Below are 20,311 nucleotides of genomic sequence, written 5' to 3' on the forward strand. Positions count from 1 at the left end.
GAATTTTTTTGTACAACCCTGGACATCATGAAACTCGCCGAGGCAGTGTTCGAAGGCGCTGAGCACGGGGAGGCTGAGGGAACGAGCGGGGCTGGGACGCGACCAAGACCTGTACCGAGGTGTAAAGGTGTACAGGTCTTTATGAGTCTAGCGAGGGGAAGGTGATTGCGTCGGGCGTGCCGGTGCAGGCGTGCTTTGCAGCCAAGGGGCAAGCAGGCGCGTGGACAGGGGAATGAACAGGTAGACCATCAGCGGGGTAAGCACCGCTGTACTGATCATGATGCGCGGCAACAGGTCCAGATGATTGAGCAGCGGGCCAAGCAGGAAATTGAAGATCAGTGACACGGGAAAAAACGCCAGCCAGATCGCGACAGCCTGTTTCCAGCGTGGCGGGCGCTGATCGATTGCGCCGAACCAGCCATCAATACCACTGACGCGATGTTCCGAGGGTTGCGCGAAAAGACCGCTGCCGCGCACCAGCCAGGAGCGTCGAGAGGCGGAATGCTCCCAGGCGTGCATGGTGTGCTCATCGGTAAAGCGGAAAATGATCTGAAATTCATCATCGCCAGGCGGAGGTGCCAGCACCCCGGAACCCAGATACCCCGGGAAATCCGTGGCCAACTGTTCGCCTTCGTGCAGCCAGGCCATCATTTCATGGTAACGACCCTGTGCCACGCGGCGGGCGACCATCAAGGTGACGGGTGAGGTAGACATTGTGTATCTCCGGTAGAGGCGTGAGATTCCCGGGTAGGGAGGTCACATGCCGCGATCCGGGGTGGTGGGTCGCGACAGCTTCACTTGAAAAGCAAGCAAGGTTTATTCCTGAAACGCTGACGGACCGGTAGAGCTTTGCGGTGTTGGCTGATTACTTGTGCAGGGAAGGGTGCTTGCGGCGATGCTCTTGGAGGATGTACTGACGCAAGCGCTCGGCGTCGTCCTTGCCATGCTTGCTGAAGTGATAGGCACCGAAACTGTGTTCGGTCATTCGCTCCAGCTTGCCGCGCATTGGAATAGGGGCCTGACCTGGCGGGTTGAACCAGGCGGAAAAGTTTCTCGGCAGCTTGCCTTCCTTGCGGTACTCAAGCAGCACCCCCTTGAACGACAGCTCGTGAACCCAGAGCGCCGTCAATGCACCCTTTTCGGTCTCAAGCGGGATTGGCTCTTCAAGCACGAGCCGCCAGGGGCGAATCTTCGGGCCTTCCTCGAAAATACTCGGTGCGCCCAGTTCCAGATGCAGCGCATGGAATTCGTCCTCGACCAGATGCAGAGGGAAATTCATCTGCTGGTTTTCGAACTGCGCATGGATCGTGACCTGCTCGTGAGCAGCCAGACGTGTCAGCAGATCCTGAATCTGAACCCCGCCATTGACCAGAAGGCTACGCGTGCTGTCGCGCACGTTCAGCTTCGGATTGCGCTGCATGCTCTGGATAAAATCCAGTTCAGCCTGTGTGAGGAGAGAATCAGGTTGCATTGGCGGAAAGCTCGGTCTGACCGGTTATTGAGAACAAAGACCATTGATTCCGCAGGTTGTTCGGACCGCTCATCATATTTTTCCATTTTAATGTTTCAACTTGGCTGTGCTTTTTCCGTGCCGGCCAAAGGCAAAAGGGTCCGTAGAAAATTCAGATGGCATTCTAGGGCATAATGTTTCACTTTTTTTCAGCTGCTGCAGGAATAGCCATGAAAGTTGCCATCGTGTGTGGAACGGTTTACGGATCGGCCGAAGAAGTTGCCAGACACGCCTCTGCACTGTTGCGTGCCGCTGGTCACGAGACCCTAGTCAACCCTCGGCTCGCGTTGCCCGACGTACTGGCTTTCGAGCCTCAGGCCATCCTCGCGGTGACGTCTACCACCGGGATGGGTGAGCTGCCCGACAACCTCATGCCTCTCTATTCAGAGCTTCGTGATCTTTTGCCTGGCCAACTGCGTGGCTTGCCGGGTGGTGTGATCGCATTGGGTGATGCCAGCTACGGCGACACCTTCTGTGCAGGCGGCGAGCAGATGCGTGAATTGTTCGCTGAACTGGGTGTGAATGAAGTGCAGGACATGCTGCGTCTGGACGGAAGTGAAAGCGTAACCCCGGAAACCGACGCCGAGCCTTGGCTGGCAGCGTTCATCAAGCACTTGGGCTGAAATCATCCCTCTGCTTTATTGAGCATGATTCAGCACTGCGCGTGTTGATTGTGACTGGCAGGTGCCTGGACGACACTCATCGCAACGTTTCCTTTGATCATGGAGCCTGCGATGAGTGAGTCGGTGCGTTTTGAAGATAAAGTCGTCATTGTGACTGGCGCGGGAGGCGGGCTGGGAAGGGCTCATGCGCTGCTGTTTGCAAAGCACGGCGCGCGGGTGGTGGTCAACGACCTGGGTGGCTCTGCCCATGGCGAAGGGGCCAGTGCTTCTGCTGCTGATCGCGTTGTGGCCGAGATTCGTGAAGCCGGTGGCACCGCTGTGGCCAACCATGACTCGGTGACCGACGGCGGGCGCATAGTGCAACACGCGCTCGATGCCTTCGGTCGCATAGATGTGCTGGTCAACAACGCTGGCATCCTGCGCGACAAGACCTTCGCCAAAATGGAGGACGCCGACTGGGACCTGGTTTACCGCGTCCATGTCGAGGGCGCCTATAAGGTCACACATGCCGCCTGGCCATACCTGCGTGAGCAGAACTACGGGCGGGTGATTTTCACTTCATCAACATCCGGCATCTATGGCAATTTCGGCCAATCCAATTACGCAACCGCCAAGCTCGGGCTTTACGGACTGACTCGCACCCTCGCGCTGGAAGGCCGCAAGCACCGGATTTTCGTCAACGCCATAGCCCCGACCGGGGGCACGCGCATGACCGAGGGGCTTATTCCTGCCAACGTATTCGAGCTGCTCAAACCTGAACTGATCAGCCCGCTGGTGGTGTATCTGGGCAGCGAACAGTGTCAGGACAGTGGCGATCTGTTTGAAGTGGGCGGCGGCTGGATCGGCAAGGTCCGTTGGGAGCGCAGTCAGGGAGCATGCTTCGACCCACAGGCGGGCTTCAGCCCGGAGGACGTTGCTGCACAATGGCAGACGATTGGTGATTTCGATCAAGCCGCGCACCCCGCCGACAATATCGAGGCGTTGAAAGAAATGATGGCCAATCTGCAAAAATACGCTAATTAAGCAGGTTCTGAGATATGCGGCGGCTTTGGAAAAGAAGTCTCTGTTTGGTGCACGACTTTATAACTGGTTAATTATTTATCGGAATTTTTACCGTGTTCTGTAAGAACTGTCTTTTGGCTTTGTAGGTTTGGTATGGATTTCTGTATAACTATTCATTAAGCAGCTTTTACTCCGATATGAAGTTTGAACACATTCATATAGGGAGTATCACGTGGGAAGAACAATGTGGGGTGACCTGCCACCGGTCACTGTTGCTGCGCCGCCTGAAAGACTCAAGCTCAAGAAGGCCGCAGCGCAGGTCAGTCAGGTGTTGCAGGAGGTCGGTGAGAACGCCGTTGCGCTCAACTCGCTGGCGATGGAAAAACGCAAGATGAAGCCACTGTTCAAGGGTTTCAACCCCGAACAGATTACGCCCAAGGATCTCAACAGGGCAGGAATGATCTTGTACAAGTTCGGGATGATCGACAATCATACGGCCGAACTCATGAGTCGAGCGGGTGATGAGTTCGACAAGAAAGGCAAGCTGGTCGACCCGAGCAAGGAAATCAATGCGCTGGAGTTCTTTGCCAATCGGATCATTGAAATGAAAGAAAAGGCAATGAGCGGAGACCCATACGCCAAAGTGTTATTGCCTGATTACATTCGCACGATTCATATCATGCAGAATCTTCAAACGTTTGCCGAGTCTGGCGACAGTTACGAGATGCGCAAGATCAAGGATATGGAAAACAAGGGGCTGGTCAAAAAAACACCAAACGCCAAAGCGTGAGGGTGTCTTGATACTAAAACGTCCGGCAATAAAAAAGGCCGCTGCATGGATAGCCACGCAGCGGCCAAACAAAACGCAGGATCAAGGGAGCTTGCAAATCCACGTCGATTTAACGGGCGCAGGTTACCCTCCATCACTGTTCTGAAAAATCCCCGTACAGGATATGCAGCATTACCCGACAGGTAACAATTCGCGGGAAGTGTGCCAGTGGCTCAATGAACGCTGTGGTTCGCTGGCAACCGACTCAGGCGCTCGGCAAGCTCGATTCGTTGCAGTGGGTCTTCGCTGAGCAACAGCGCGCGTTCCAGGTCGAAACGTTCGGCCTGCGGGCATTCAAGGAGTTGATACAGGCTGGCACGGGCCAAGTGATCTCCGCTGGTTGCCTGACCCAGCTCGACGATGCGGTCGGCGTCTTTGAGCGCAGCGAGAAAATCATCGTTGATCTGATGCAGATGCCGCAGGTTACGCGATAATCGCTGCAGCATGCTGGTGGGTGTGGCGCGTGTCATGTGGTCGGCGCGCAATTGCATGGTCGGGCCGAATTGCCGGATCAACAGCTCGCGGCAGTCTCTGGGGTAAAGCCTGCGCCCGCTGCAGGGGTCGAGCAAATGATCGGCACCTGGCACACGCAGCAGAAAGTGGCCTGGAAAGTTCACGCCCTCCAGCGCAATCTCCAGCCGCCGTGCTATCTCCAGCGCGATCAGTGCCAGCCCCAATGGCTGGCCGCGACGCTGCTGCACAACCTTGTGCAGCAGCGCCGAGTCGGGTTTGGGCGGGTTCCAGTCATATTGCTGAAAACCCAATGCATTGAGTTGTCGCAAAAGCGGTTGCGCGAGTTCGGGGGCAGGCAGGACCGGCAGCGCAGCGTCGATCTGGCGCTGTAACTGGTCCATGTCACTGATCACCGCATGCCGGGCGAAGTGTGCGTCATGCTCGCTCGACACCCATAGCGCTGCTTCAAACACCGAGGGCGGTGTCTGTTGCAGACAGGCCAGGCAATGCTGACGTGGAGTCATCGACCGCTCCGTGCAACTGAAAATCCAGTAGGAAGACTCTTTGTAGCCCCGCGCGGGAATTTCGTCCAGCGCCAGTTGTTTCTACTTGTTCAGGGCTTTTATCAAGTCGGGCGTCACATAGTGCGGACCGTCGAACAGGTACAGCGGATAGCCATCGAAAGCCGCTATTTGCGGTTTCAGTTCGGCAGCCGTCGCCGGTCGGAAACCTCCACCCACTTGCGGGCGAAACGCTTCGACGATGATTCTGACGCGATTTTTGCCCAGCCGTTTACGTAACGCGTCTGCGTAGGTTCGGGCAACCGGAGCGGTGCGCGCATAGACACCCACACCGTCCTGAAAGAACACGCCGATATCGTCCGGCAGCCAGGTTTTCAGCCAGTCCGCAGTGGCGGCGGGGCCGATGTTGGCACCATCGTAGACGCTGATCCATAACGGCCTGGGCAGCTTCGCCAGCAGCGCGGGTAATTCCTTGGCACGACTCCAGCTGGGGTCGACCTCGGCCGGGAAGTACCAGCCGGTGACATTGAGCGGCGTTTTCACTTTGGCCAGCTGTGCCGAAAGCACCGCCAACTGTTCGATATTGTCCCGTGAGCGGTTTTCGCTGAAGTACCCCGCCAGCCCGAGAATCACCTCCTGCGCCCAAGGCTCCTTGGCGATCCGCGCCCAGTCCGGTAGCACCGGCACGTTGGTCATCTGAGTACCTGGTATGAACGACTGGTCATCGACCGCCGTCCACTGCACAAGCAATTGCCGTGCGCCGAGTTTGTCCCAATTGCCGCTTATGCCCACCGTTGCGTTATCCGGTTGCCAGACGATGCCGACAATTCCCGGTCCGCTGGGCTGTATCAGTTGATACAGCTCGCTGGAGGCGAGGGTCAGCGCACCTACCAGGGCGGCTGCCAGCGAGGTCTTGATCAATATTGTCTGTCGTAGCAGTGCGGCCAAAGCCTTCAAACATTACTCCCTGATGGATGACTCGCGATTGTCACCACGAGAATGTCATACGTGCGAACACGCCTTCTGCGCGGTCGTCGCCAAAGACTTTCTCGCGGTATTGCACCGAGAAGTCGACATACGACTGTGGCGCCTTGTACGTGTCCTCGCGAAACCAGTAGCGTACGCCGGTACCAACACCCAGCCCGCCAGCGTTACCGGATGACGTACTGCTGCGGCCCAGGCTGTCGACTTCGCTACGCATCTTTGAATCGTAGTCCACTGCGGCGACCACATGTGGAAACACCACCAGCCTGGGGCTGATGCTGTCCAGACGAAAGCTGCGTCCGACCTGCCATTCACTGTTGAAATAGTTGCGCTTGTCCTGCAAATAACGCCCACCTTCAGCATACAGCTGCGAGGTCCACCAACTGGGCACGTCGACACGCAAGTCAGTACCGATGCTGGAGCCGTAGCCCAGACGTACCAGCCAGTCGCCATCGGCGTTGGAATTGCCCAACGGAAAGGTGCGCTCAAAGGCACCGATGACGTTGACTGAGCTGAACGGCTTGACCCTGATCCCCAGAGCTCCCTGCAATGCATCCACGCCGGTGTCGGAGTCGCCGTCCTTGCTCCACAACGTGTCGGTCACGCGCCCGTAAAGCTCGACGAAGCGTGCATTGCGGTAGCCCAATGGGCGCCAGAACACTTCGGTGCTGTTCTGCACACTGTCAGTGTTGCTGCTCGGTGCGCTGTTCAGGCCGCTGCCGCTGCTGGTGCTGGCACCGCGATACGTCGTGGTGTTGGTCAAACCCCATTCACGGGACAGGTCGGAGACGGCGCGTCGGGTATCGAATACCTGTTGCGCGGGCATCTGCAAATCACCGGCCTTTTGATAATCGAGCACGCGCTTGAAGTAGGCGATGGCCTGTGCATCGTCCGGCGTACGCATGGCGCTGTAGGCTGCGTCCTGAACTTCACGCGGCTTGAGTCCGGAGCTGCGGTCGACCCGTGTGAACTCGTCAAGCGCGCCACGATCGTCGCCCGCCTGGCTGAGGAAATAGGCAATCTGCACTTCATCGCCGGGTTGCAGTTCGCCCGCATCGCGAGCTTTCTGCAGACGTTGCAGCGCCTCGTTCGGCTGGCCCATCACTGCGTACAAGGAAGCTTGCTCGCGCAGGGGCAGATTACCCACGGCGAGTGCCTGAGCGAAGTCCTGACGCGCACCGTCCTGATCGCCCAGGCGTTGACGCATTTGTCCGCGCTGGACGAGCAGGGTGGCGTCGTTGCCATTGAGCGCCAGTGCTTCGGTAGCCGCAGAGCGCGCTTCGGCATATTGCCCCTGAGCAATCAGGGCGCTGACCAGCAGCTTGCGGTAGGCCATCTGTTTGGGAAAACTGCGCACAGCCTCCCGCGCCTCGCTGACAGCGGTGTCGTTATCTCCGCGTGCCAGTGCCTTATAACCCGAGGCTGCCTTATCGACTGCTGCCTGTTCCTGAATCGCTTGCCGACGACGAGTCAAAACCGGCTGCGGGCCGACTGCCTGCTCTGCATCGTTGATGGCCAGCTGTGCTTCGTCCAGACGCTGCTGACGTTGCAGCGCCTCGATCAGCATCATGCGGTAATCAAGATTTTTCGGTGCCTGTGCGATGGCCTTGCGCGCATGGTTTGCCGAGCCGTCGTAGTCGCGATTGGCATACGCGCGCAGCGCCTGATTGCCCTCCAGATAGCCCGGTTTTGGGCGAGCCTTGGGGAAGCGCTGAGGGTGATCTCGTCGGTATTTGTCGCGTTCGGCCAGAGCAATCAGATCGCGCAACTGATCGGCATCCGCACGCTGGCGCAATGCTTCGCGGGCCTTAGCGATGGCCAGGTCGTAGTCTTTGCGGTTGTAGGCCATGTAGGCTTCGTTGGCGATGGCGTAGGCGGGTCCGGTCAACGGCAAGGGCAGTGTTTCCGCCTGGCTGAGCGGTGCAACAAGACCCAGGCCGCTCACTAGCAGCGACAGGATGAAGGGGCGCTTCATAGTGGCTGCTCCGTTTGATCGTCAGATCGGTAATGGTTGTGCTGACGTGCCACAGCCTGTTCGATGGTTTCTCTGGACAGCACGCCGATGTCGACCAGGTAATCGCCGATCCGGCCATGCACATGCGGGCGGTAGCCGAGCATGGCTTTCTGAAACACTTCGCGGTCCAGCAGGCCTTGCTCGATCAGCAGATCGCCGAGCAGTGGCGCTCTGGCTGGAAGCGGCTGACCCTCGACCACCTGAAGCTGACGCAACTGCGCGACGATGTCGCTTTCACGGGCAATCAACTGCACCGGCTCGGCACCCAGTTGCTCGGTAATCTGTTGCAGACCGTCAGGCGGCAGCGGGCTGGCCACGGCAATTTCCTGGCGACCCAGCGCATTCATTTGCAACGGCACGACACGCCAGCGCAGGCAGAACTCATCGGCCAGCACATCGTTTGTCGCACGTTTGCCGGCAATGTCGAATACCCGTGGCAAGTCGTTCTGAAAAGCGATGGCCTCAGCCAGGGTTTCATCGTCGAGCCAGCCGTGGCTAAGCAAAATCCTGCCCAGCGGCAGCTGACGGGTCTGTTGTTCAGCCAGTGCGGTTTGCAGTTTTTCATCGTTGATGGCCTGCCATGAGATCAGCACGCTGCCCAGACGACGTGGCGCGACGGCGACCAGATCGGTAGACGGAAAGTCATGCATGGTCTTGTCCCAGACCAGCTTGCGGTTGAGCACTTTGCCCACCAGAAACATGCGCCAGGCGCGTGCCGCAGCCATGAAGTTGACGAAGTTGCCCACCACCATGCGCGGTATGGACAACAAGCCATGCTGCCAGCCGTACAGAACAGTGGTGAAGTAGCAGCGGTGCAGAATTCGCCACAGCAATGCGATGCCGTTGGCCACCAGCAGGTACTGAATCAGACCTGTGGTTTCAAACGGGGTCGGAAAGCTGGTGTTCCACAGTCCGCTGGAGCGCAGCACAATCAAGGCCAGCAATTGAATGAGGATAAAGTAAGCGAGAATGCTGACGAACGAAGTCACTACTCCCTTGCGGTCCCGAAACAGCAGGTAACGGTTGGCCAGCGACCCGGTCCAGCCCATTTGCTCCCAGCCCTGCAGGCCGATGCCCAGAGTCCAGCGCGCTTTCTGGCGAAAGGCGGTACGGAAGGTGTCCGGGAAAAATTCACGCACACACAGTGGCATTTCCAGCATCGACTCATACGGCTTGCGGAACCACGATTTGCGCAACACCCGAAATTGCACAGGGAAGCGCACAAAGATCGCCTGCATGCCGTATTTCGCCAGCCGAGCGCCTACATCGTAGTCTTCGGTCAGGCTTTCGGTATTGAAGGGCTGGTTCTGGTTTTCATCGGCCAGCACCATCAGTGCACGTCGCGAGAAACAGGTGCCGACGCCCGCCGAGGGCACGGTGTCAGTCATGCTTTCGCGTACCACCAGATCCTTGCCGTGCCATTCGGCAAACTCGTCCATGTAGGTGCCGGCCACCCATTCGTACCAGTTGCGTTCCAGCGACACGACCGGCAACTGGATCATGTCCTTGCGCGGCAGCAGGTAATTGAACAGGCGCAATTCAAGCGGGTGCAGCACATCTTCGCTGTCGTGCAGGATGGTCCCGGCAAACTGTACAGCGTGGGTTTTCTCATACAGAAAAATCGCCTGTATGACCCAGTTCAGGCAGTCGGCCTTGCAGGTCGGGCCGGCGTGCGGCACCTCCACGCGGTGCAATTGCTTGTAACGACGACGCATGCGCTCCACTTCATCGATGGTGCGCTGGTCGTTGATGTAGGTGCCGACGAACACTACGTAGTTCTGGTAATCGAGCGTCGACACCATGTTTTCGATCATCGGCGCGATGACGTCGTATTCCAGCCAGGCCGGGACCATGATCGCCAGTGGCTGCTCGTCGCGGGCAATCAACTGCTCGGCAGTCAGTGGCCGGTAGCGACGTTCGGCGGTGAACTTGCGGTACAGCCGTCTGGCCCAGTACCAGATATCGATGAACAGGTCATCAATACTCGATACCAGGATAATCAGCCCGACAACGATCGTCGCGACTTCCAGCACGCTGTAGTAATGGGCCAGCCAGTAAGGCCAATAGAGTGACGTCATTGCGGCGGCCCGTTACGAGCGATTGCGACGGGCGCTACGGCCAGCCAGCAACAGGATGAGAAAGAGTACGATGCCAGCCGGAATCAGCCACAGCAGCGATGGTTTGCGCCAGGCGTCGAGGCCAGTGCTTTGCTCGTCCTCGATCATCTGGCTGCCGGTCGGGTCCTTGGCGTCAAAGGTGGCGATCGGGCCGTTGTCAGCCAGCAGCGTGGCGTTGCCGCGCTCCAGCAGCAGCGGGCGCTCGAAAACCGGGGCCTGACCACCAAGCGTGCGATAGACCATACCGTGCTGGCCGCCCGCGTCGATCACTTGCAGCGAGGCCAGGTGGTTGAGGGATTTGAGATCGAGCAGCGTCTGCTCTTTGTGATTAATCAGCAGATGGCCGTCGTTGCTGGCCTTGACCGACTCGGCGCCATCCTTGACTGGCAGTTCGAACGCCAGAAACGCTTTGGCGGGCGTCACGGCTACGCTGGCGTCATCGCTGACGCTGAGTTGCGCACGCAACGGCGAGACACCGGAAGCGCTGGCGACGCGGATCACTTGCGGCAGGCTGCTGGCCGGGCGCTCAAGGTAGCCCTTGGGCACCATGATCTGCGTGTCGGTGGCGAAGCGTGCTGCCATGCCCGAGAAGTTTTCGTCAGGCGTGACCTTGTCCAGTACCACATGGCTGGTCGGCAATACCGAGATCGGGAACGCCTGCGGCGTTTCCAGGCACTGGTTGCTGACCGGCTGGCGCTGGAACGAGACACGCAAGGTGTTCTGCGCTGCCAGTGCATATTGCGGAATTCTTGCTTCGATGCGCTCTTTCTTGCCATCGGCAGTCAGTTGCATCGCACCGATCAGGTAGTCGTTGAGAAACAGCGTCGCAACCGGTGGCGTTCCGGATGCGCCGGGGGCCGCAGCAACATCAATCATCGCGGTTACCGGTACGCGCCCGTCATAGGCCACGCTGCCCAGCGGGAACGAGGCGCTCCAGTCGGTTTTAGCCAGCACATCCACCGTGCCGGGCTTGCCGCCCAGGCGCGTCAGCGCAACGCGACCGTCTTCGCTGAGTGGCATCGCGGCTTCTTCACCGATGGTCAACTGGCGATTGCGCGCCAGTTTGTTCCACGCAGAACTGAACAGGCCGATGGCCTTGTTCGCCGACTCCGGCTTGATCATCAGCAGCGCGCGATTACCCAGCAGGGCCAGACTCACGTCCTCGGTGCTATTGGCGAGCGGTTGCTTGATATGACGTTCGCGCCACTGGCCCAGTGCGGCGGCGGCCGTTGCGTCAAGTCCTTGTACCTGAGCCTGAAGGGCGTTCAGGGCGTCGTCGATTGCCTTGAGCAGTTGCGGATCGCTGATCGCCAGGTCGGCCTGCAACGCAGGTGTCTGGCCAAGCATCAACAATGCACCGATTTCCGCCGGGTCGCGCAGGGTGTATTGGCCCTTGCCTTCGAGCCCTGCAAACGCCGGAATCTGCTTGAGTTCTGCCGGAATATTCAGGCCGCTCAGGTCCACGCTGTCCTGCACGGCAGGAAACGGCAGGATGCGTGCCTGTTTACCGATGCGTTCCAGCGCTACGCCCAGACGCCAGGCGGCGTCGTAGCTGGCGCTCGACAAGGTGCCGGGGGCGACCAACAGGCCAGGTTTGCCGGGCAGCGCGTTCCACGCTGCACCCACATCCTGCAACTGGCTGGCGTCATAGCCGTAAGTCAGGCGCGTGTGCGGATCGATGCGCAGCACATTGCCGATGGCGCGTTCGTCTTCGCAGAGCACTTTCGAGATCACAGAGGACCAGGCAATGCCCAGGCGCACCGAGCCGCTTTCCCGGGCTGCCTTGTCGACGCCCAGTACGGCGCTGGCATTACCCTGTTCTTCGTTGAGGCCCAGCGCGCGCACCGGATAACCGTCCAGCGACAGTAGCAGTGTGTTGCGGCCTGCTTCGCCATTCAGATAGCTGGCGTCAAAATTCAGCGTCGCATCCGTCAGCGGCACATTGGCGGGCACTGGCAGGTAAAGTTCACGGCGCGCATCAGTGGCATTGAGAATGATCGGGCGATCAATGCCCAGTTCCCGCAGCTCGATCACTCGCTCCTGACGACTGTCGGCATTGATTCGGTTGATCGCCTGGGTCAACGGGCTTTCGGCAGCCAGGGCAAATGCAGGCATCAGAGCCAGCAGGCTCATCCCGCAGGCAAGGACGTTCAACGCGCCCATGTTTACGGCAACGGAAGATTTCATCGTGCAGATCTCGGTAAAGGCTCAAGGCCATTGGGTCTTGATACAGGCTGCCGGTCTGCTACAACGTTTTTCGGGCACTCGGTCTGAACCGGGTGCCCGTATCGTCTGCGGACTGCTTCCTGCGGATATGTTTGGTGTTCTTTTGCGCTACCTGCGCGTGTTCTCGCTAACCTGCCATCGAGCGCATCTGGTTATGCTGGTGCTGAGGCTGAGGCTGGATAAGCGTGTCGAGCTGCACATCGACCGGGTCGGTGCGATAACGCGGCAGCTCGGCGACAAATTCATCCACCGGACGACCCATCAGGGCATCGACGATGCGCGCACTGGCCTTGCCGTCGCCGTAAGGGTTGGCGGCATGGGAGGCTCTCTGCCACAGGGCGTCGTCATCAAACAGGGCGTTCACGCCGCGAATGATCGCGTCGGTCTCGGTGCCCACCAAGCGTACGGTACCCGCTGCGACTGCCTCGGGACGCTCGGTGACATCGCGCATGACCAGCACCGGCTTGCCCAGCGACGGCGCTTCTTCCTGCACGCCGCCGGAGTCGGTAAGGATGACGTGGGCGCGTTGCATCAGGCGCACGAACGACAGGTAATCCAGAGGCTTGATCAGGTGCACGTTCGGCAAATCGCCCAAGTGCTCGGTGACCGGCCCCAGTACGTTGGGGTTCAAATGCACCGGGTAGACGATTTGTATGTCGTCGCGTCGTGCCAGTTCGCCCAGCGCCTTGCAGATGTTCAGGAAGCCGTCGCCAAAATTCTCGCGCCGATGCCCGGTCACCACCAACACCCTGCGTTCAGGTACCAGGAAGGAAAACTGGCGATCCAGTGCGTGGCGCAGCTGGCGGTTGCTGTCGATCCGCTGAGCGGTCAGGTGCAGGGCGTCGATCACGGTATTACCGGTCACGAACGAGATACCTTGCAGGCGCTCGCCCAGCACGTTGCGGCGCGACTCGGCCGTCGGTGCAAACAGATGATCGGAAATCAGATCGATGCAGCGGCGGTTCATCTCTTCAGGCCATGGCTGACGGATGTCACCGGTGCGCAAACCGGCTTCGACGTGGCCGATGGGGATGCGGCGATGAAAAGCCGACATGGCCGCCACCATTGCTGAGGTTGTGTCGCCATGAACCAGCACCTTGTCCGGTTTCATCTCGTCCAGAATCGGATCGATAGCCGCGTAAAGCGCCGCGGTCAGGGAGTTCAGCGTCTGATCGGGACGCATCACATCAAGGCTGTAATCGGCTTTGAGCTCAAACATGTCCAGCACCTGTTGCAGCATGCTCTGATGCTGTCCGGTGATGCAGATTCTCGAATCGATACCCGGCTCTGCGGCCAGTGCTCTGACCAACGGAGCCATCTTGATGGCCTCTGGGCGAGTGCCGAATATGGAAAGGACCTTCATCCTGGGTTGCTGACCAGCCATTATTTCCTCCCGCGCTTTGAGCGCGCCGCGCAATAGCAAAGCCAGGCTGAGAGCAGCGTGGCCAGCTGGCGAGTTAATGAGTTTCTCGGGCGGGGAAGATCGGAGTGCATAGCTCGATATTCACTTCAATGTGATGTAGCAATGTGCCTTGTTACCCGGAATTGTCGGGATTATTAGCAGAACAAAATAATAAAGCAAAATGTTTTATTAACTATTTTTCAAAGTAATAGTTTTCAGGAACTTTGGTTTTTCAGGATGGTCAGTTCAGGGTTATAACTTTTGAAAAATCCGTTTTGCCCAATGAATACGGGGGGTTGCGGGCGCATGATAGCGTCGGTCAGGCTGTTTTCAAAGGTCGCTAATGTGCTGAAATTCGCCATGATGGCAAAAAGTTCCAACAAAAATAGCCGTGCTGTGGCGTGCATCACTACAGCAGAATACTGACGCCTGATTAATGACAGGAAAAGCGAAGGGGTTCACAAAAATGGCGCTGATATAATGACAGTGTGGAACTTTGCTTTTGTATCGAGTTTGATGCGCTGCAGGTGAACGAGATGTTAAGGAATAGCTTACATACCGCTAAAGTTAGGTGAGCTGCACTATTGAGTTGTAGCAGCAATGCGGGCAGTTGCCCAGTTATTAAATGAGAATGATTAGCGACCCCCTCCGAATGAGGGGGTCGCGGTGCAGAACGCAATCAGCCTTCTGACTCGGCAGGCTCCGACAGCTCACTGAGTGCAGTCGCGTTGTTTTTGAAGGCGGCGGCAAAGACGGCGCGATTTTTCGCCATGTAGATACTCGCATCCTCTGCATGCTTCTCCGAGATGCCCGGCACGTTCTTGATCAGGACGTCGGTGAGAAGCTCGGCCAGCTCGAGCATTTGATCGTGCGCATCGGCGAGTTTACGGTCCACGAAAGTAGTCTCCAGATCGCGGGTGCTGCGGTAAAGGGTTTCAACAGCCATTTTGGCCTCGTCGTGTTATCCAGTGTTGAAAGGGGCTAGACCCGGACGTTCAGCGCTTCACGCTCTGACCAGCGGGTATGCAAAAGCAGTGATCCTGCAAGACCAGCATGCCGGTCAGGTGTAGCGGAGCGCTGCATGCATATCCAAATGAGGGTCTGCATGAAGGCCGCTCTCCGACGCATCGGCGTTGAAGGTGATTTCTTGATTACTGTGTTTTTATACAGTAAAAAGGCTGCACCAATCAACCCCTCTCTGAATAGTGGCGTTTAAGCATCTTTTTTGCGCCGCAAATGTGCCTTGCGACAACCCGTCGCGCTCTCAACCATAGCCTATGGCCCTGTTCCTGCTTTAAAAAGCAGGCCACAAAGGTGTCACGAGTACCCGGCATCATCCGGTCGGCATAAACGAAGGTTCAGAGGTAGAGCGTCATGGGAAACAAATGGGCAGTAAAGATAAGACACCGCGTGCATGGCCAGGCCGAGTCACTGGGTAATCTCTGCGTCGAGAGCTTTCACTTTCTGGCGCTGTTCGCGATTGGCGCGATCACTGCCTGGGCGTCAGTGGTTGCATTCCTGGGTATGGTCGAGAAAGGCAACGTCACGGTCGATGACATCCTGCTGCTGTTCATCTACCTGGAACTGGGGGCGATGACCGGGATTTATTTCAAGACCAACCACATGCCCGTGCGCTTCCTGATCTACGTTGCGATCACTGCACTGACCCGCCTGCTGATTTCCGACGTGTCCCACCACAACCCGCCGGACATCGGCATCATCTACCTGTGTGGCGGCATTCTGCTGCTGGCGTTTGCAATTCTGGTGGTGCGCTACGCGTCTTACAAATACCCGTCGGCGAAGATTCCCGATTCGTCCAGCGCGGTCAAAGGCGCGGTGACGGAGGAGAAGGGCGAGATCTGATCGAGACACTGGCGGCATCGGTGATCGATGCCGCCAGTAGGTTGCTATGGAAGTCGCCTGTCAGTTAAGCCACACACCGGCACGCCAGTGCCAGCCGTCTCCGGCGCTTTCCCAGTGCGGATGCACATAGTGGTAGCCAGGTCGTTCGGCCTCCCAGTGACCATGAACCGGCACGAACCGCTGCCCGTTCCAGTGCCAGTAACCGCGCGCCCAGATGTAGCCGGGACGAGGCGCTGGTTCCACTTCGATTACCCGCTCAGGGGGTGGTTGCGGCGCGATGACTTCTTCGACGTATTCATGATGTACGTGTGGTCGCTCATGGACTACCCGCTCTTCGACACAGCCTGACGCTATCGCAAGTGATGCGATCAATACCCCATACCTTAAGAACATGTTGCCTCCTCGGAATCATCCGCAGGTGCAGTGGCGCTGAACGCAGTGCCCAGTCGCTCAAATGTTTCTGCGCAAGGATTGTTGTAGCAGGATGTATCTGTACTTTTGCTGAACATTCGGGAGAGCGGATGGTGGCGTATGGCCGTGATGTTTGGCGTGTTCTATACCGTGCAGGTGTCGGGGCATAGGACCTTTCTGACAGTCACAGCCCTACCCCTTGTATGACGTTGCTGAAGATGGCAGTCCTGCCCCTATGCCTGGGTATTCACTGCCAATGTCCTTCCCTTACGCTTTGAATCCTCAACTCTCTGAGGGCAGGAAGCCAGGACTCAGTCGCACGTAAGGGACAACCTGTGATCACCCATAACATCACCGTACCGGTCGCTACCAGCCAGCGGCTTGCAGTCAATCTGACGCTGCCATGGTTCATTCAGAAAACCGAGTTCACCCCAGTACCAGCCGTCTACGAACCTTTGATAAACGGTGAAGATACCTTTCGCGCTGTGCATCAGGCGATTGATAGCGCCAAGGCGTCCATCGACATCGTCTGCTGGGGCTTTCAACCCTCCATGTATTTCATCCGCGACGGGTGCCATCCCTGCATCGGTGAACTGCTCATGCTCAAAGCGGCGCAGGGCGTGAAGGTCCGTGTGCTTGCATGGGAAATGCCGTTCAACAGCGCGGGGGTGGCTGGTGAAGCCAATTTGCCGGGCAAGGGGCCGATACGCATCAAGGACCGGGTTTTGCAAAACTCGACTCGGGCTCAGTACGACTATGACCGTGACTGGTTCAACCATTACGCCATGGCAGACGAGCAGGCCGCCCGACGTGTCGCAGACAATGTGCCGGTGCTGGTGAGCCGGGGTTTCAGTGTGCTGGAAAGAGCCGAAATTGACCATTGGGTGAAGTATCGAAGCATGGACCCGAACGTCAGTTGGCGTGCGCGTAAAGCCATGAGTGCAAGCGCGACACACCATCAGAAAAGCATATTGGTCGACTACGAACTACCGAACGCCGTCGGTTTTGTCATGGGCCACAACATGCTGGACGAATACTGGGACACCGACAGCCACTCGGCACTGAACCGCACCCAAGCGACCGCGCCCAATCCTGATCGCGGACCACGGGGTGCCCTGCCGCGCCAGGACATCTCCTGCAAGATATCCGGCCCTGTCCTTGAACACCTGCACTGCAACTTTGCCTGGGCATGGCGCAGGGAGACCGGTGAAGACCTGTTTCAGTCACGTCAGTCCATAGAAGCCGCAGTGTGACCGCGGCACCCGGATAATGACTCAATTGCTGCGTACTCAGGCCCAGGAGCATGTGTACGACATCGAAAAGCTTTATCTGAATGCGGCCAACAACGTTTGCCAGTTTATCTACATCGAGAACCAGTATTTTCGCTGGGGACCGCTGGCCGAGAAAATCAAACAGATTGCAGAGCGACAAACCAGTTGGGGGCGTGATCCGGCGCAGCACAACGCCATCCATTTATTCGTGATCACCAATGACACCAACGACGGGATCGGCATGGGCACGCTCAAGACTCAGGAAATGCTCGCACAACTGGGCCGCGCCGACGTCATCCCCGGCGTGACCCGGCTGCTGCGTATCAAGCAGATCAGAGCAGACGCGCCACCCAAGCCTCAACCCGAAACCGCAAATGATCATGCAGGCCAGAGAAAGCTGGATGAGTGGCAGGCCGAGCAGGGCAGGAAAACCAGAGAGGCCGAAAACAGCACGGTGCAGGCGCAAGAAGTGCCCGGCCTGAAAGTCCATGTCTGCTCACTCGTTGCTCCCGACTCGCCCGAAGGTCAGCCATGGATGCCGGTGTACATCCACTCCAAGCTAATGATCGTCGATGACGTATTCACCACACATGGGTCGGCCAACCTTAATACCCGAAGCATGATGGTTGATAGCGAACTGAACATATGTCATGAGCATCCGGCGTTTAGCCGGCCGTTAAGGCAGCGGTTGTGGGGTATGCATACGAATAGGATGGGGGCGCAGGATGAGCCTGAGCTGGCGTTCAAAGCGTGAGGCGAGATGATTAGGCAAAATAAAGAGTTCAAGTCAAAAAAGCTGTCTCCTGTTGCTTCCCTTGTCGAATTTTATTACGGCGAAACGACTGTGGCGGACTTTGACTAATGCGCATGACTTCACTGCTCCCGAGCTTATTACTGGTTGCCTGCAGCGCTGGCAATGCCATCAATTTTTGGACAAAGGATGCTCCCTTGAAGCAACTAAGCGAAGTCAACGCCAAGCTGAAATTTACCTGTGCGCATGAGACGATTCCGACGTCTTCGGCAGAAACAGATGTTCTGTTCCAGTACGCGCGCTGGCTACAGAAAAATAATCAGCTAAAGCAGGACAAAGCAGTTGACCTTGAGATCGAACGGCTTTACCGCATCTCTGCTGAGAACCACCATTACAAAGCCAACGTCAATCTGCAGAACGGAAGCATGCGTGGTCATTTCAATCTGAGTGGATCGGAGCATCTGCGCCTTAGTCAGCAGTTGATCGACGCCAACGTTGCGTCCGGCTATTACTTCATTGCTATATTTCTGCGACGGGGCGTTGCAGGTTTACAGCAAGATCAAGAAATTTCCTTGCGCTACTATCGGAAAGCAGCAGATGAAGGCAACCCCCAAGCCCAGGCTTTCTTGGCCGACAAGCTGGAGCCAATCGACATTGCTCCCGAGATTGCACGCCAGATGCGACGTTGCGCAGCCACGCAGAGTAATGGCGATGCGGCCGTTGCCTTAGGCTTTGATCTAAAAACAGATAGAAGCTATAAAGATGCGCTTCAAGCGTTTCAGAATGGCGTTGCATCAGGTGATGAAATTGCTGCATCTTTTTTGAGTAAAGTTTTTCGCGGCCCAAAACCGGATGATCGTTTGTACTTTATGGCTCAGGAAGAAGACTTACAGCGCGCAGAACGTTATACGCTTATTAGCAAGATATTAGGCGACTGGTCCTACGCCAACCCAAGCGTTCCTGAAATCAATGAAATCGTTCCCCTTCCACCAGCCAGACTGCCTACTTGGGATGGCAAGCTGAAATGGATTGAAGAACGTAAAGCCAATATCCCGCCGCCCAAGCCATCCGAGGCGCTGATCGAGTTACTGGCTAAAGCCATGGTTCTCGATCCTAAAACAGGTAAGCCAATGCCGGGATCGCCTGTGTACAGCAAGGAAGACTGATGGTCGGTGCGAAAGCACATCGGCGTGATCGTGCCGCGCCTCTACAAGCGTTGTTCGACGACTATTCTGCTGTAACCGCCAGAAACGGAAACCGGGAGGCAATTACGTGACTCCCGGTCTGGTCATCCAACCTGTATGGATGTCATTACGCATCAAACCCCGGCATTCACCGCGGCCTGATTCTGCGACCACAGACCATTGGCCGGGCCAGGTGTCTTTTTGAGCGTGGCACCGTCGGTCATCGCTGCAAGAATCTTGATCGCGCTTTCGCCACGTTCGATGGCGATGCCGAATTGCACGCTTTCTATAAGCTTGCGCAGGCGTTGCGGGTCATTGCGTTGCGCTGCGCTGATCAGACGCTTGGCAACGACTCCGCATTCGTTGGACAGGGTCAGCATGATGCTGCCGTCCAGCCCTTGAATGCTCAGATTCACCCGATAGTCGGGGTGAAAAGTATCCGTGATCATCTGAAAAGGATTGTCCATATCATTCACCTGCTAAATGGTTTGCATAAGTTGACCGGGTAATAGTCCTTTTGGTTCTCGACGACTGATCAGCGGTTGCGTTACTCCTTCGCTTGCTGCTGACAGGTTTGCTGTCGTCTTTCGCGTTGATGAGAGGTTTCGTTTAAGACGCTTTAACGCACCCACGGCGTGAGTCCGCGCCTGGAGGTGGCCGTCCTGATGGCCGGCCTCGTGGCGCGTACTACAGGACACTGCATGGTTCGGGCCATATTGCATGGGTGATGCGCGAGAGGCCGCTGAACGGGAGCCCATTGCAGTTGCTTCACGGCTTACTCTGCTGCAATGCGAACCGGTCGATCCGGCCGGCAAACGTGCTCTCGAAAAGGGGAGGAGAACACTTCCCGGATATGGCCTGCTCCTTTCGCGAATGCAGTTTGCGTACGACTTTTTTGAGTGATTGTCTGACACTCCGACAACCGAATCCTGGCGTCAAAGATTCGTAAAGACGGGTCGAAACCGTAATCGCCTGCTGTCCAGGTCCTGACGTTGACCGTCTTGCTGCAGAGCGGCGGGGTGAGTGTTGAACGCTTGCCGTATGAAGGGCTGAGCCGACTGCTCATGTAGGCGAGCGGCATGATTTTTTGCTCGCCGATGGCTGTCAGATGCAGCGCTCGGGCTGCCCGGTGCTGAATGTTAAATTCGAT

17 protein-coding genes and 1 pseudogene are annotated in these 20,311 nt (G+C 57.4%); 6 read left to right on the top strand and 12 right to left on the bottom strand.

Annotation, left to right across the window (positions count from 1 at the left end; translation table 11 throughout):
* Positions 1-147: 147 nt before the first annotated feature.
* Positions 148-714 carry an antibiotic biosynthesis monooxygenase gene (locus tag FFH21_RS05550; RefSeq protein WP_003346204.1) on the bottom strand — a complete coding sequence of 189 codons (567 nt, stop codon included), beginning with the start codon at positions 712-714 and terminating at the stop codon, positions 148-150.
* Between the two features lie 151 nt (positions 715-865).
* Positions 866-1,471, bottom strand: a complete 606-nt coding sequence (locus FFH21_RS05555; protein WP_002552218.1) for a hypothetical protein — start codon at positions 1,469-1,471, stop codon at positions 866-868.
* Between the two features lie 209 nt (positions 1,472-1,680).
* Here FFH21_RS05555 and FFH21_RS05560 point away from each other — a divergent pair, with 209 nt between their 5' ends.
* The 3 genes from FFH21_RS05560 (at position 1,681) to FFH21_RS05570 (ending at position 3,925) form a co-directional block, all read left to right on the top strand.
* On the top strand, positions 1,681-2,133 hold the full coding sequence (locus tag FFH21_RS05560; protein ID WP_002552219.1) for a flavodoxin: 453 nt from the start codon (positions 1,681-1,683) through the stop codon (positions 2,131-2,133).
* A gap of 111 nt (positions 2,134-2,244) precedes the next feature.
* Complete coding sequence (locus tag FFH21_RS05565; protein WP_005733204.1) at positions 2,245-3,156, top strand: SDR family oxidoreductase; 912 nt, start codon at positions 2,245-2,247, stop codon at positions 3,154-3,156.
* Positions 3,157-3,379: 223 nt separating this feature from the next.
* Positions 3,380-3,925, top strand: a complete 546-nt coding sequence (locus tag FFH21_RS05570) for a hypothetical protein (RefSeq protein WP_005733202.1) — start codon at positions 3,380-3,382, stop codon at positions 3,923-3,925.
* 212 nt (positions 3,926-4,137) lie between these two features.
* On the opposite strand, the gene FFH21_RS05575 is transcribed toward FFH21_RS05570, so the two are convergent.
* The 8 genes from FFH21_RS05575 to FFH21_RS05610 form a co-directional block, all read right to left on the bottom strand.
* The gene (locus FFH21_RS05575) at positions 4,138-4,941 is read right to left on the bottom strand and encodes a SirB1 family protein (RefSeq protein WP_004663946.1); all 804 of its coding nucleotides are present in this window, start codon (positions 4,939-4,941) and stop codon (positions 4,138-4,140) included.
* 81 nt (positions 4,942-5,022) lie between these two features.
* A complete protein-coding gene (locus FFH21_RS05580; protein ID WP_002552222.1) occupies positions 5,023-5,895 on the bottom strand; it encodes a hypothetical protein in 873 nt (290 codons plus the stop codon).
* Between the two features lie 31 nt (positions 5,896-5,926).
* Positions 5,927-7,897, bottom strand: coding sequence for a tetratricopeptide repeat protein (locus tag FFH21_RS05585; protein WP_004658358.1), 1,971 nt, complete (start codon positions 7,895-7,897; stop codon positions 5,927-5,929).
* The gene (locus tag FFH21_RS05590) at positions 7,894-10,014 is read right to left on the bottom strand and encodes a glycosyl transferase family protein (protein WP_004658356.1); all 2,121 of its coding nucleotides are present in this window, start codon (positions 10,012-10,014) and stop codon (positions 7,894-7,896) included. Before FFH21_RS05590 ends, FFH21_RS05585 begins: the two co-directional genes overlap by 4 nt.
* Before the next feature lie 12 nt (positions 10,015-10,026).
* Complete coding sequence (locus FFH21_RS05595) at positions 10,027-12,240, bottom strand: cellulose biosynthesis cyclic di-GMP-binding regulatory protein BcsB (protein ID WP_041924458.1); 2,214 nt, start codon at positions 12,238-12,240, stop codon at positions 10,027-10,029.
* A gap of 166 nt (positions 12,241-12,406) precedes the next feature.
* Positions 12,407-13,663 carry a non-hydrolyzing UDP-N-acetylglucosamine 2-epimerase gene (gene wecB / locus FFH21_RS05600; protein ID WP_004663949.1) on the bottom strand — a complete coding sequence of 419 codons (1,257 nt, stop codon included), beginning with the start codon at positions 13,661-13,663 and terminating at the stop codon, positions 12,407-12,409.
* 233 nt (positions 13,664-13,896) lie between these two features.
* The gene (locus FFH21_RS05605; RefSeq protein ID WP_041924459.1) at positions 13,897-14,088 is read right to left on the bottom strand and encodes a hypothetical protein; all 192 of its coding nucleotides are present in this window, start codon (positions 14,086-14,088) and stop codon (positions 13,897-13,899) included.
* A 272-nt stretch (positions 14,089-14,360) separates the two neighbouring features.
* Positions 14,361-14,627, bottom strand: a complete 267-nt coding sequence (locus FFH21_RS05610) for a YebG family protein (RefSeq protein ID WP_005615333.1) — start codon at positions 14,625-14,627, stop codon at positions 14,361-14,363.
* A gap of 428 nt (positions 14,628-15,055) precedes the next feature.
* Here FFH21_RS05610 and FFH21_RS05615 point away from each other — a divergent pair, with 428 nt between their 5' ends.
* A complete protein-coding gene (locus FFH21_RS05615) occupies positions 15,056-15,544 on the top strand; it encodes a phosphate-starvation-inducible protein PsiE (protein WP_002552228.1) in 489 nt (162 codons plus the stop codon).
* 60 nt (positions 15,545-15,604) lie between these two features.
* Here the strand turns inward: FFH21_RS05615 and FFH21_RS05620 are convergent, their stop codons facing one another.
* Complete coding sequence (locus tag FFH21_RS05620) at positions 15,605-15,937, bottom strand: YXWGXW repeat-containing protein (protein WP_011167889.1); 333 nt, start codon at positions 15,935-15,937, stop codon at positions 15,605-15,607.
* Positions 15,938-16,290: 353 nt separating this feature from the next.
* Between FFH21_RS05620 and FFH21_RS05625 the strand changes: the two are divergent.
* Positions 16,291-18,088, top strand: a pseudogene (locus tag FFH21_RS05625) (phosphatidylserine/phosphatidylglycerophosphate/cardiolipin synthase family protein).
* Positions 18,088-19,143 carry a sel1 repeat family protein gene (locus tag FFH21_RS05630; protein WP_004663952.1) on the top strand — a complete coding sequence of 352 codons (1,056 nt, stop codon included), beginning with the start codon at positions 18,088-18,090 and terminating at the stop codon, positions 19,141-19,143. The pseudogene FFH21_RS05625 and the gene FFH21_RS05630 overlap by 1 nt, the downstream one beginning before the upstream one ends.
* A 152-nt stretch (positions 19,144-19,295) precedes the next feature.
* Here FFH21_RS05630 and FFH21_RS05635 read toward each other — a convergent pair whose 3' ends face one another.
* Positions 19,296-19,628, bottom strand: a complete 333-nt coding sequence (locus FFH21_RS05635) for a DUF3509 domain-containing protein (protein WP_004663953.1) — start codon at positions 19,626-19,628, stop codon at positions 19,296-19,298.
* Between the last annotated feature and the right edge of the window lie 683 nt (positions 19,629-20,311).

The organism is Pseudomonas sp. KBS0707, assembly GCF_005937945.2.
GTDB lineage: Bacteria > Pseudomonadota > Gammaproteobacteria > Pseudomonadales > Pseudomonadaceae > Aquipseudomonas > Aquipseudomonas amygdali.